At 34.9% G+C, this 14,063-nt stretch carries 12 protein-coding genes; all 12 read right to left on the bottom strand.

The features are described from left to right. Window positions 1–328: 328 nt before the first annotated feature. The 12 genes from AC58QG_RS30940 to AC58QG_RS30885 all read right to left on the bottom strand — a co-directional run bounded on the left by AC58QG_RS30940 (window position 329) and on the right by AC58QG_RS30885 (window position 14,011). Window positions 329–1,429: an acyltransferase family protein gene (locus AC58QG_RS30940; protein WP_497365890.1), complete on the bottom strand. Its 1,101-nt coding sequence runs from the start codon at window positions 1,427–1,429 to the stop codon at window positions 329–331. A 32-nt stretch (window positions 1,430–1,461) separates the two neighbouring features. Continuing rightward, complete coding sequence (locus AC58QG_RS30935; RefSeq protein ID WP_497365889.1) at window positions 1,462–3,009, bottom strand: lipopolysaccharide biosynthesis protein; 1,548 nt, start codon at window positions 3,007–3,009, stop codon at window positions 1,462–1,464. A 70-nt stretch (window positions 3,010–3,079) separates the two neighbouring features. Further along, complete coding sequence (locus AC58QG_RS30930) at window positions 3,080–4,267, bottom strand: glycosyltransferase (RefSeq protein WP_497365888.1); 1,188 nt, start codon at window positions 4,265–4,267, stop codon at window positions 3,080–3,082. Window positions 4,268–4,281: 14 nt separating this feature from the next. After that, window positions 4,282–5,379, bottom strand: a complete 1,098-nt coding sequence (locus AC58QG_RS30925; RefSeq protein ID WP_497365887.1) for a polysaccharide pyruvyl transferase family protein — start codon at window positions 5,377–5,379, stop codon at window positions 4,282–4,284. Next, entirely contained in the window at window positions 5,376–6,584 is a 1,209-nt protein-coding gene (locus tag AC58QG_RS30920) for a glycosyltransferase (RefSeq protein WP_497365886.1), read from the bottom strand. Before AC58QG_RS30920 ends, AC58QG_RS30925 begins: the two co-directional genes overlap by 4 nt. Then, the gene (locus AC58QG_RS30915; RefSeq protein ID WP_497365885.1) at window positions 6,553–7,617 is read right to left on the bottom strand and encodes a glycosyltransferase family 2 protein; all 1,065 of its coding nucleotides are present in this window, start codon (window positions 7,615–7,617) and stop codon (window positions 6,553–6,555) included. The genes AC58QG_RS30920 and AC58QG_RS30915 overlap by 32 nt, the downstream gene beginning before the upstream one ends. Before the next feature lie 25 nt (window positions 7,618–7,642). Next, the gene (locus AC58QG_RS30910) at window positions 7,643–8,839 is read right to left on the bottom strand and encodes a glycosyltransferase (RefSeq protein WP_497365884.1); all 1,197 of its coding nucleotides are present in this window, start codon (window positions 8,837–8,839) and stop codon (window positions 7,643–7,645) included. Between the two features lie 24 nt (window positions 8,840–8,863). Beyond that, complete coding sequence (locus AC58QG_RS30905; protein ID WP_497365883.1) at window positions 8,864–9,817, bottom strand: glycosyltransferase family 8 protein; 954 nt, start codon at window positions 9,815–9,817, stop codon at window positions 8,864–8,866. 18 nt (window positions 9,818–9,835) lie between these two features. Continuing rightward, a complete protein-coding gene (locus AC58QG_RS30900) occupies window positions 9,836–10,561 on the bottom strand; it encodes a glycosyltransferase family 32 protein (protein ID WP_497365882.1) in 726 nt (241 codons plus the stop codon). Between the two features lie 145 nt (window positions 10,562–10,706). Continuing rightward, window positions 10,707–11,900 carry a nucleotidyltransferase domain-containing protein gene (locus tag AC58QG_RS30895; RefSeq protein ID WP_497366022.1) on the bottom strand — a complete coding sequence of 398 codons (1,194 nt, stop codon included), beginning with the start codon at window positions 11,898–11,900 and terminating at the stop codon, window positions 10,707–10,709. A gap of 49 nt (window positions 11,901–11,949) precedes the next feature. Continuing rightward, entirely contained in the window at window positions 11,950–13,758 is a 1,809-nt protein-coding gene (locus AC58QG_RS30890; RefSeq protein ID WP_497365881.1) for an ABC transporter ATP-binding protein, read from the bottom strand. A gap of 118 nt (window positions 13,759–13,876) precedes the next feature. After that, entirely contained in the window at window positions 13,877–14,011 is a 135-nt protein-coding gene (locus AC58QG_RS30885) for a paeninodin family lasso peptide (protein ID WP_497364354.1), read from the bottom strand. Window positions 14,012–14,063: the final 52 nt, after the last annotated feature.

Genomic DNA, 14,063 nt, shown 5'->3' with positions numbered 1-14,063 from the left:
GGGTAGTCAAAAAGTCGAATAACGAAGAACGATGGCGCCAATAAAATAATAACTATATCTAATAAACCACTCCAACTTTAGGAGTGGTTTATTAGATATAGCAATAATGTATAATTTATGGTCAAATGATACTTTGCGTTTGGGTACGGTTCGGTGAACCGTATCATAGATAGAAGTAAGAATCATTCCGCTCCCTCGGTATGATTTGACTTTCTATCCTAAGCTCGTCTATTCGCTGCTCAGAGACCTCAGTCGTTCGCCAATTAAAGATGACTCTTTCTATCTTTAGACTTTCCAATACAATCGTAGTTGAATCAAAACTTTGAATTTATACTTTTATTGCAATTGCAGAACCTTCACGAAGTATTATTTCCTTTTTCTTTGCACCAAAACGAATTCTCTTTCTTAGTGGCTCTTCATACATAAGATAAATTCCAGCACTTAAGAGAATGGAGCCAAAGAAAGAAATAATATGATTCAATAAACTTCCCATGGGAAATATACCTACATAATTAATTATTAATAAATGAATCATATAGAATGAAAAGCTAATCTCACCTAAAAATACGAGCCATTTATTGGATAGCACTTTTGATACAATTCCGCCTTGGAACGCAAAAATATAAATTAAGATACACCACATAGGAATATAGTAAATGCTGAATCTAAATACTTGACTAACATGTGGCGAGAGGATAATCCAACCGACAAACAAAATCAGGGAAAATAATTCCAAAAAACTAAACATCGACTTATTTAGAGTCCTGATTGGTCTTCTTTTTGAAACAAAAATCAATCCAATCAAAATCCCCATAATAAAATCCATTGATCTGAACAATGGGAAAACATAAAAGTACCAATCGTCCATTTTCGCTTCTCTTAATAGTGAAGACAAAGTTGCAACGCTGACAAAACCTATGAAGATAAAGATTGTTATTAATATTTTTTTTAATACACCTGTATTTATCTTCAATTTTATCAGCATGTAAATTATAAAAGGAAACACAAGATAAAAAAATATCTCATCAGACAAACTCCATGAAACTAGATTAAAAGCATAAGGAGCAGCGCCAAAGGGCGAGGGAATAAAACTGTGTATCATAAATAAGTTGGCAAAAAAACCGCCAAATAAATCTGAGGTAAAGGATTTTGGGTAGATTAATAATACGTATGGTATAGATAAAGCAAGTGTTAATAAATGGACAGGATACACCTTTGCTAATCTTGCGATATAGAAACTTTTCACTGAATATTTGTTTAATTCTGTAAACTTCGAATGGTAATTGTATGCTAATATAAACCCAGATAAAACGAAGAAAAATGATACTCCTACATATCCAAATTGGTAGTTCTTAAATATACCAACACTGTGATAAATATACACCATCATAGCTGCTACAAACCTAAAAGATGTCAATGATTTTAGCATTAGGAACCCCCAATTTGTAACATCACAACAATTCACTTAATTTCAATTTCGACCAATTTTCGCTTTCTAAATCGAAGCAATACATTTTTCATAGGTTCTTTAAAAAGATCCTTTTCATATTTATTCATTGAGGTAAACCACATCAAAATAATAAATAAAATTGAAAACATACTTGTCTTCATCAAAAATAATATCCAATTATCGGCATGTATAAATCTATTTATTGTAACTCCAAATATAAAACTTACGAATAAGGGTCCACTCATATTAAAAATATTCTTCCAAAAACTTGGAATATCTATTTTTATCTTCTTCCAGTAATATATGTTCATAATAATTATATTTCCTGTAGTAAATGCTATTGCAGTTGCAAGGGCACATCCAATTGCGCCCCACCATTGTGCGAAAAGTATACTTAGTAATACATTAGCTAGAGCTATAACCATATAAACTATAGTTTTAAATTTATACATATTTTTGGCTTGAAGTATGATTCCTCCCATACCCTGAATGAGAGGTATGATCATCGGAATTAGTATCAATAAGGCTATGGTAAAAGAACTTCGGTAACTTGTTCCAACCCACAAATTAATAAACTCTTGTCCAAAAGTAATAAATCCACTTAAAGCAAACGAGATGACAATGTACTGAATTCTTCCTATCCTAATAAACAAATCTGATATTTCTTTATCAGAAACCTCATTCGTCACCATTCCTGTAACTTTACTTAGAAACACATTGGATATTGCCGCTGAAAATGCTGAAAAGTACCCAGAAAAAGATGCACCTATTGAATAAATCGAAACTGCAATTGTCCCGCTAAAAATACCCAGAATAACTTGATCTGTGGACCAATATATTTTATCAATCAATAAGTTCAAAAATATTAATGATGAAAATGATAATATTTCTTTTAATAATCTTATCTCGAATTTTTTAAATGTGATTTTTATTTTAATAACTCTAAAACAATAATAGATATTGATTGAAATTATTAATACATTAAAAGTTGCTGTTACTATTACCATTGAAATAGATCCATATCCCATTAATAGAAGTGGTAACATTATTAGGGGATTAATAATAGAAACTACTATGCCAATTGTTTTTTGAATAATAAATCTTTCATGTGCTATGATTAGAACACTAAAAAGGCCAAAACCCACACCCATAGATAAGTTAATCACCATAATACCCATTAAAATTTTTAATGCGTGGATATCATTGATACTTAATGTGCTTGAAAAATAGTGTTGCGATGTAAATATTAATATACTACCGAATATTATTGCTAAAACTCCTAAAACACCATACATGGCACAAAACATTCCGTATAAATTCGAGCATTTTTCTTCTTGTTTAAGAGCTTTATAATGTGCTGTATATCTAATTACAGCACTACCTAATCCAAAATCTAACACTCCTAAATAAGCCATAACTGAGGTAGCCAAACTGTATAAGCCATATTCAGATTGCCCTAGCTGGTGTAACATTATTGGTGTATACAGGATTGATATTGCACTGTTAACAAACATCGCTACGTACGATAAAACTGCACCTGCTTTTAGTTGACTTTTCATACAGTGACTACCTTTCTTATCAAAACATAGCTAAGCATGGGCTGATTGGGCCTCTACACCAGTAATTACCTCATAGAAGCATTTGTAGTTTATCAATTTCTAGTCTATTGTCAAAGTTTTCTGTATCCAGATTACCGGAAAACATTTCACATAAATCCTTATTGGTTATTAAATTCACTATTGCTTTATACATCTCATTTTCATCGAACTTTACAATAAGTCCTGTTTCTCCATCCTTTATCTGCTCTTTTGCTCCTGTAAAATCAGTAGTTACAATTGGCCTTTTTAAACTCCTTGCCTCAGCAAGTGTTATGCAAAATCCTTCATGTCTTGATGGCTGCACGTAAATATCACACTGCTTTATGTAAGAATAAGGATTTGGATCAGCGCCTAAGAATATGAATTTGTCCTTTAAGTCATACTCCGCAACTAATGCTTCGTACTTCTCCCTCGAATTCCCTTCCCCAACACAATACCACTTCACTTTATATCCATCTTCAATTAATCTTGCCATTACCCGTATAGCCAAATCCTGGCCTTTTTCGGATGTCAATCTTCCAACCGTCAGTATCCTTAGACCATCAAAGCAATCGTAAAACCCAGTCCCTTCTTCCGCTAGTCGACAAATTAACTCAGATGATACTATGTTTGATAAGACATCTGTTTTCTCGGTTATTGTAGGGATCATATTAATCAATTTATTTTTCCCCTCATTGGATACGACACAAATTTTATCGAATTTATTGAACATTCTAGACTCATACTTGGGATCAAATCCTATTTTCGATACGTCAAAATGTACCCATTGAATTTTTTTCTTGGCTTTTATTTTATGTAATACAAAATAGCTGATGAATTCCATAGGACCCGCATAAGCTACCGCGGCATCGTAGTGATTAATAATTGAAGGATGATTCTTTAAGACATAACTAAAGAAGAGATGTCTATTTTTAATTACCTTACATATCCTATGGATGAAAATGATATTAAAAGCTTTTATAATCTCCCCCTTCTTAAGTAAGTCTAGTGCCGTTCTTTGAGGAGGATTATTCAACATATCTTTTATCTTCCTATATCCATCCAAATATTCAATATGAACTTCTTTAGGGATCGAACTTAAAAACCCTCCAAACTCTTCCAACATTAATATTGTAATTTCATATTGATCCATTGGAATCACTGAGAGCAAATTAAGTAAAGCTTTTTCAGTTCCTCCCACATTCATATTTATCATCATAAAAACTATTTTTTTTTTCATATTCCTCCTACTAATTACCCTACACTAATAAAATGGGTCAATTTTTCAAATTGATTCTTTGCTTCATAGGTAACAGAAGCTAAGTCAACTTTATTTCGGAAGGATCTTTGTACATTCTGATCATCATACTGCAAATGAATTTCTGACATATTAATAAGCTGACCATTAAAGTTAATATCTTTGAACATATGTGTAGTTTTAGAACTATAAATAATTGGCATGACTCCAACACCTAACAGAAGCGCTAGTATATTTGCATGGAATCTTGCAGCCACCATCAACTTACATGAAGCCATTAATTGAATGCCTTCATTCAAATTTCCTTTGTAATCATAAACAGAGGTTTTTCTGAGTGCTTTGGGAGAGAGATAAGATTGAATTACACCAATTAATCCAAGATCGCCTTCCTCTTTACAAAAAGACATTAGGCAACACTCATATCCCTTACTTACCATGAGTTCTATTGAATTTACAGTACTAGTAATATAGTCATCATAGTATTTGGAAAGTCCCTGCTTATGTCTAACATCTATGATCGAATAACCAACTCGTTCTTTCGTTGATGTTGCCTTATAATCATCTACATTCATTTGAAATACAATATCTGGCGCATATCTTACGTTTGGTAAATTCTTGAATAATTCATAGGAGTATACATCCCTAAAACAAATATCATCACATACTTTAAATAACTCTTTATAATCATTAAAATATTCTTCAGAATAAAATGGCCCGAAGTTTGCACCAAGTATAAATACCTGCTTGTTAAATTTCTTGAATTCCAATACCATTTTCTTCCTATCACTATACAATGTATGGTGATATCCCTCTTCTCTAAAGATCGATCCACCTATAAAAATCAATGCGTCATGCTCCCGTGCCAGTTTTTCATAATCAGTAATCGTATCTGATAATTTGAGTCTTCGTTCGATCTTATCAAATATGGAATATTCCCTTCGCTTTACATTGTTATATTGTGAGATAAATTGATCATAATCTTTCCCCACATAATTTAGTGTAAAGTCGCAATTGGGATATTTCTTTGCAAGAATATCTAAAAACAAATCGTCCCCTAGATTGAATGCTAAATAAATATCCACAAAAATGTTCATGATATCCCCATACTCTCTTTTTTTTCAATTATTTTATAGAACTTGTGTAATTGATCCACTGAACTGTATTGCTCAATAGAATTAAGCTTTCTCATGATCATATTTTTAAAAATATGATCATCTAAATATCTTTTGATGCCTACATACAGATCATTTACACCATGCTCAACAATTAGCCCATCTTCGTTATTATTTATTATCTCTTTTGCAGTTGGAAAATTCGTACATACTATAGGCCTCTTGAGTATTTTAGCTTCACAGACAGTTAGCCCAAATCCCTCTTTTATCGATGTTTGTACATATAAGTCACAGTTCTTCATATATGGGTATGGGTTCTGTTTCTTTCCGAGCAAAATGAAGTAATCTTTCAAATTATATTTGGTTATGAGTTCCAGTAGGTTTTTCCTCTCGGGACCTTCACCAATTACAAACCATTTGAAGTTATATCCTGACTGTTTTAATAATTTAGCTACCTCAATAGCAGTATCATATGATTTTACGGCTACTAATCTTCCTACTGTTAATATATTGATTACCGATCCATCAAACTCTTCAATTTGATGTTCTTCTGCCATTGTATTAATCACATCTGGGTTTAATATATCTAAAATTGTATCCACCTTATTATTATATTCTTCTTTTATCTGTGATATCGACTCTTTAAGATATTGCGATACTGCAATAATCTTATTTATTTTCTTATACGATTCGTAATCAATTTCTTTGTCATATTCCGTATTCACATAGTCTGTGTTAATCCAGGCTAACTTTTTATTAGCTGCAACTTTATTCGCAACAAAGTATGTTGGCATACCCTGATTATATGCAATAGCTACGTCATACTTTTTGGGTGAGGAATTAATAATTCTTTTTATGCTCTTGAACACTACTTGTTCACTATGTATAGGTTTATTTTTATATTTGTTAAATCTCAAATTTGCAGAAGTTCTGATCCTATAAAAAAAGTAGCGAATTTTATTATTAAAAGAAATTTGTTCCTTATTTATAAATCTAAAATACTCCGGAACAGGTAATACACTTACATAACTGGGGATGAATTTTTCAAGTTCCATACCTTTTTTAAAAAGCAATAGATCTATTTCATATTTTGATGAATCGATCATGCTTAATAAAGATAACAAACTTTTTTCTGCACCACCGATAATAAGCGAATCAATAACAAATAGGAGTTTCATCTTGCTCATACCTTAATAACCTCCCTCCATCTTTTCTCCTTTTAATGCTTCTTAACATATTTAATATAATTCCATAGGCAATACAGGCAATGATATACTTATTTTTAACAAAAAATACATAAGGCTTATACATCGAAACACTAGTGGAGAATTGATATTTATACTTCTCGATATATGGTGATGTGACTAGCTGCTTTACGGAATGCATGGCATTTTGTATTCCAATAATTTTAATATTCATACTTTGTTGTTCTACTAAGTCCATAACAACATCTTGAATTATTTTTGTAATGATTTGGTTTGTTTCTTCTTCTCCGAAGTTAACTGACTTAAATATATTTTCCATATGTTCGCAAACTAAAAAGTAATTTTCCAAATAATTCATTGAGAAGTTAGAGCTTATACTATTCTCATTAAGTCTATTGTAATTATATAAACACTCCGTTATGGCGTCGAAAGACTTACAATGTGATGCGTATTGCAGAACAAATATTAAATCCTCGGACATAAAGATATTTATATCCATTTCAAGATTATGCTTTTTTATTATTTCTGCTTTAAATATCTTCCCCCATAGAACTCCTCCCGTACCTTTACAAGCCATATTCATAAAATCATATAAGGAGACACCCGTATCAAACTGAAAATCCGTGTAATCCATTACTCTAGAAACAGATATATCTCTATATCCACAACAAACTAAATCGGAATAGGAATTAATCATTCTATTTAACATATTCTCAATATAAAGTTCATGAACGCTATCATCCGAATCAATAAAAACTACATATTCACCACTTGAATTTAGTATCCCCTTATTTCGAGCTGCTGATGGACCACTGTTATTTTGGTGTAAATAGACAATCCGGTTATCTCTTTCTTGATATTGCTTTATTATCTTTTCACTGCCATCTCTCGATCCGTCATTAATAATAACAATTTCTATATTCGTGTAGGTTTGATTTAAAATACTGTCTAAGCAAATTGAAATGTACTTCTCACAGTTATACACTGGTACTATAACACTTACAATCGGAGCCATAAGTACCTCCATACTTTCGTTGAATTCAACTAATCAAACTATAAAGTTTGTCCACTTCATTACTATTGCTATAATCCCTGCTCTTACAATTATCAGATAACCTTCTTTTTAACTCAGAATCCTTTAATAAATGTTCTATTCCGTCTGTTATCCCTTTTATTGACGCCTCACAAATATACCCATCAAACCCATTCTCAAGTTGACTATTTGCAGTAGGATAATTCGTTATGAGAACGGGCATTGCTAGTATCTGGGCCTCTCTAACTGTTACTGCTTTACCTTCATTTCTTGACGGTTGACAATAAATATCACAATTTTTAATGTATGGATATGGGTTTATCTTCTTGCCTAATAGAATAAATCTATCCTCCATATTGTTTTCTTTAATCAATCGCTTTAAATTATCTTCTTCTGTGCCGTATCCGATAATATACCAGGTGATGTTATAGCCTAACTGTACTAATCTTTTACACGCAAGTATGGCTAAATCAAATCCCTTACAATTCGTATATCTGCCAACTGAGCAAATTTTAATTGACCCATCTTCAGACATTTCACCATATATGTTTTCCTGCGATTGTTCCCGTACAAAAGATGCGGATATAATGTTCTCTAGTACAATTACCTTACTATTAAGTTTGGGAAATACTTTTAAAAACGACTTCTCACAGTCATTAGACACATTGACGATATAATCAAGTCTACTCCACATTTTTTCATCCAGTTTTTTATCGGGATTTACGAGTGCAAAATAGTCTGTATGGTTCCAACCCAATTTGATATTCGCTCTCACCTTATCCAGAATAAAGTTGTGTGGACCCAAGAAGCTTATCGCTACGTCATAGTGTTTTTCTAATTTCGGTAATTTGGGCATTGAGTAATCCCATGTATATTGCATTTGTTTATAGGTTCTTTGCTCTTTCTGGGCTCCTTTATTTTTAATCGCAGCCTTTATTTTAGCTAGAAGCCGGATGACTCCTAAATAAATGTGTCCTTCTTTAATAATATCTTTTACTGGTCGTTCAAAAGTAGTATATTCTTTGATCGCTGGAAGCAATTTTACTTCACTTGGAATATATTTTAGAAACTCTCCTTCATGTCTGTATAAGAACAAATCAATTTCACACTTTGTATAATCTAGACTTTCTAACAAGCCTATTAAGCTTCGTTCAGCTCCACCAATATGTAACGAAGACATACTTATAAGTATTTTCTTTTTCATAAACATCTCCCGATCTTCATTCGTTCATTTAAATATTAACTTTCGTATCCCTTGAGCCATCCTAAACGGTAGATGATTATATAAACTGGATACAATTTTCTCAATTAACCTCCTTTTATCCTCGTCAAGACTTTTCCCCCTCCATGGGCTCATCTCTAGATATTCTTTATATACTATTGCTAAAGGATGCTTACATCCCTTTATCCATGGCCGATTTACAAAGGCGGGAGTAAAGTGAATAAACACCGGTTTGTTTATGGCTTCGATTAATTCAGATTCATTATAGTAGGATTTCAGGCCATAATACGCCATAATCTCAGATCTACTCATAGTAAAGTATGTAGTCATTGCATTGTATTTTGGATGGAGTAGTAAGAACTTTTGATTCAATACACCGTTTATGACTCCTTGATCATGGTGAAATACTTGACCATCATATGCAGCGATAAAGTCAACAAATTTTCTTTCTATACCCTCTTCTCTCCATTTACTAAGGTTAATTAAAAGCATGCCAGAATTTATGTATGGGCTCTTTGCATTCATGTTAATTTTCATTTTTGTATGATCGCTCACCGTATCACAGACACCAGCAACATAATATTCGCTTATGTCCGTACGCCATAAATCGTAAAGAGAATTATTAATTATGGAATCACTATCCAAATAAATAACCTTATCAATATTACTTTCTAGCGCACTTGGTAAAAATAATCTGGCATATGCCGCCAAAGGAATCGCATTTCCAATATTCAGTCTTAATTTATTTGAAATTTCCTCAAATCCAATAAATGTAATTCCGCGGTTATATTTTCTGCAAACTTCTTCAAGTTTTTTTTTATTCTCTACTGAGATATTATTTTCGATTAGATTAACATGAATGTCCTTAAATTCTGTGTTGTTTTCAAAGAGTGATAACATAGATACGCCTACATGTTGTGCATAATTATTATCACTTGAATATACAACTTGGAGTGTCATGATTCGATATCCCCCCAACTATTTAAGTAAAAGTGACCTTAGTCTAGCGATATTATCTCCGCCAATAATTTTCGATAATGTTAACTTAATATTACCCTTTAGCCTAGCTGAAGGCGGCAACCAACTCTTATAAAAATGATGCATGGCGTAGGTGTTATTTGAGATAAATTTCCGACAGTTAATATAATCGTAAGGGGAGAAATATGTCTGAGGGTAAAATACACCTTCTCCATCTATGACCTGGTACTCACCATTCAATTTGAGACCTCTGCTTTTAAGTATTTCAGTAATCATTGCTACATTCGTTAGATCATTATAAGTCCCATCATTATTAATAAACTTTATGTCTGCATATAACGCTAGAAAGTCGCGGATAAGCTTATTTCCTTTCCTGGCGCCGATCGTACTCGTAGCAATGTAGTTCTCTTGTTCAAAACCCCAGAACGATTCGTGATGCAGAAGGTCATCGAAGGATTGGAAAACCTCCACATCGGTATCTAAATAAATGCCACCAACGTGATAGAGAGCGTGAGCTCTCGCGTAATCACTAACGAACGCAAATTTGCCAGCAGCATACGCCTCACTTACGTAGGGATGACAGTAGATATCAAAATTCCTCTCATTCCACTCGATGAATTGATAGTTAGAGAGATGCTGCTGCCAGCTTGCTATACATCGTCTTACTATGTCTGGCTTCTCTCTCCCGCCAAACCAGCAATAGTGAATAATCTTAGGAATAGTCATATCAGGATCTCCTCGATAGAGAATAAGTATTTGCTTGAATTTCTTTATAGAGAACATTTACATGGCAGAAATTCCTTGGATATTTGTCTATATTCTTATAATAGTTCTTTATAGAGAACGTGTCAACATAAGACTTTCTCCCTACTCAAGTTGTGACCGTTTGCTTCTTCGTCCTTCTCCAGGCCCATAGGAACGGGCGTAAAGGGAAGTACAGGAACTGTGCAAATTTCGGCAATGGTAAGGTTTCTACATCTTCTGGATAGGGATACATGAAACTTAGAACGAACAAAACTTTGTTCCAATTCGACATGAGCGTGAACAAATGACGTTTATGATAATTAGATACATCCTCAGGAACTGGATCGGTATGGAGATTGATCATCTGACGAAGGTAGAAGATCGCCCCTTGGGCTAAACGCCTTCCGCGATTCCCTTTGGTGAGCAATCCCAGTTCTTCGGTTAGCGGTGTTTGCAACAAATGCACAGCTAACGTGATTGCTTGAGCTCCAATATGAAGGATACCATTCGTCTGGAGTTGATTGAACAGGATGGCCGTATCTATATCTTGCCTCAGCATGCGATCCATATCGACTAACCAACGTAGACGCGACCAGCCATGCCGAGCGCCGTGAGTTGCCAAGAACGAAAATAAATCCTCTCTCCCTAAATAGTGGACAGGACTGCTCGTGATCGTGCTTATCCTTTTCCTATCCCACAGTTCATTAAAACTCGGTTCTTTCGCTGGGCCAGGCCCTAAGCGCCAATGTACTTCCACCGTAATGCATTTGTCTGCATGGTAGAACGTAATATGATGATGCCGCCATTTCCAATCATTAAGAATCGTTAGCGGGTATTCAATCTTCTCATAATTGAGCTTAACTAGCAGCTCTTCAACTCGCTCCAAATCATCGATAGGCACCATAATATCTAAATCTCGAGAGGTTCGAAGGGAGAGGTCGCCATATAAATCAGCGGCTAGTACTGGCCCCTTCAACACGATGGAGCGAATCATCTGCGCTGTAAAAGACTTGCTTAACTGCTCCATTTCGGCGCTCAAATGCAGCATTTGAAAGGCATTCTTCTGATATTGCTTACGCAAAGCTTCTAAGACAAAAACCGGTACCCCGAATTCTTTCTTATTCTGGAGTTTCCTGTATAGATCAGGATACACCCGATGATGCAAGGTTAGCTGAAGGAACAAATTCCAATCCAGCTCCTCAAGCCAATCTTGCGGGATAGCGTTACATTCCCCTCCATGTTGTCCACTGGTTAGAAGCATGAGAAGTACCTTTAATTCTTTTGGAAACTGTGACACATCTAATCGAAAGTCGGTATCCACCATATAACTCACCTTTCCTTGCTCCTCTCTTACGCGAAGTTCCCCCACGCTAACCATGTGGCATAACAACAACTTGTTGCTCCAACAAATGATTCAGCAAGCTTTTCTTCTCGTTAGCCAGTTGATTAAACTTACCTTTCTGGACGACGGTTCCTTGATCAACGACAATCACTTGATCCGCATTGCGTATCGTGGAAAGGCGATGAGCTATGACGATAATGGTCATTTTACCTTTTAACTGATCTAGCGCTGCTAGAATTTTCGCTTCATTCTCTGTATCAAGCGCACTGGAAGCTTCATCCAAAACAAGGATGGACGTTTTACGCAGTATGGCTCTCGCCAGCACAAGACGTTGCCGTTCTCCACCAGAAAGTCTAACACCACGGTCCCCAATGAGCGTATCCAAACCTTGCGGTAGACGTTTCACAAATTCTGCAGAAATTGAAAATTCTAATGCCTCCCAGATTTCTTCTTCGGTTGCTTGCGGCTTAATCATCAATAAGTTCTCTCTAATGCTGCCATTAAATAGAAAAGGGTCCTGTGGAACATAACTAATAGCCTGTCTAAAGGATAATAAGTTTTCGCTGGTTAATGGCGTACCGTCGATACAGATTTGACCTTTCTCTGGCTGAAGAAGCCCCATAATGATATCAATCAATGTGCTTTTCCCTGCACCAGAACGTCCCACAATGGCTGTCGTTTGGTTAGCCGGAATATGCACTTGGATATTTTCAAGCTGATAGGTAGATTCTTGCTTATTATAACGAAAATAAATCTGCTTACATTCGATCCCTTGATTCACCTCCATGGGCACGATATGCTTAGCGGACTTCTCCGCATCTTCAAACTCCTTAGCATTCTTACTATCCTCTTGCAAGCGAAGAATCGATTGCACAGCTGGGATACAAGAAGCGATTTGCTCCAAACTGGATTGAATCCCTGTAAATCGCGGCCATAATCGCGAGAAAATCAACACAATTAATAAGAGTTGACTGGGCTGTGCCTTAAATAATTGGATTGAAACGTAAATAAGGGAGGCAATTAGCAAGGTTGATGTAATTTTGTAGAAGGTTTCTGAGGTGTTTTTTAATCTGTTTATTTTGAGTTTTTCAGCCACAACCCGTTCGCACCACGTCCGCAACCAAGCATAGCGGGATGCTTCTAAAGAGTTGCTTTTAATATCTTTAATCCCGTTAAATTGGTCGGTAATTCCACCTAGATAGCTTTGTGCAATTTCAATAGTCTCATTCCCAATCACTTTTGACTTCTTGATAAAACGCCTTGAGAACAAAGCTATAATAACGCCAGCGGCTAAGACGAATACCGTAATCTTTGGTGAAAGCCAAAAGGCAATACCCAGTTGAATAGCTGTGAAAATAAAAGATGTCAGTAGCTGAAGCAAGAGATTCGTCCCTCTCACAAGATGTGAAATTTCTTCCGTTAAGGAATTAATGAGATCCGATTTTCTCTTATTAACAAAAAAAGCCCAATTCGCTTGCAGTAAAGAGCGATAGGTTTCCATACGAATATGGTTGGTGAACCCCATAAGAATACGCAGATTTCGTTGATTTAAATTTTGTTGAATGAGTGTTTGTGAGATGATCATCCCCGCGTATGCACCTAACAGCAGGAGTAAACTCCATTTCGCAGGAAAATCCTGCAAAAAACCAAAAATATGCTGTAAAGTACCGGAACCTGAACTGATGCTAAGTACACCACTGAGACTGATCAACGGGATTAAGAGTATGACTCCTGCACCATCTAGCAAACTAACCAGAACCATGCCTATCATATTGATATATATAATCTTCCCTGCAAACACATGTAGCTTTCTTGCAAAATGTAAGAGCTGCTTCACCGCAAATCCCCCTAAATAACCTGATCTTCCCTTATGCGAATGTGTAGTAAAGCCCTTATACAGAGACTCGTATAAGGGCTATAAATTACTATAAATCCTTTAATGTTATATTCTGTTCTTAGCTATGATTTGGTCCAAGAACTTCAAGACTATGATCGGTAAATGATGCATCCCATTGTTGATTCGGACTTCCAGCCATAGTCATGTTAAGATCAAGCGTTTCTAACTCTGGTTTTTGCCAATTTTTTTGCATAGTATCACCTCCCTTCATTCACCTTTGGTTTAGATTTTTTAGCAAAAGTACC

It is taken from the genome of Paenibacillus sp. J22P169 (assembly GCF_059691995.1).
The sequence above is the reverse complement of the archived record's forward strand: the minus strand, read 5'-3'. Positions and strand labels throughout refer to the sequence as shown.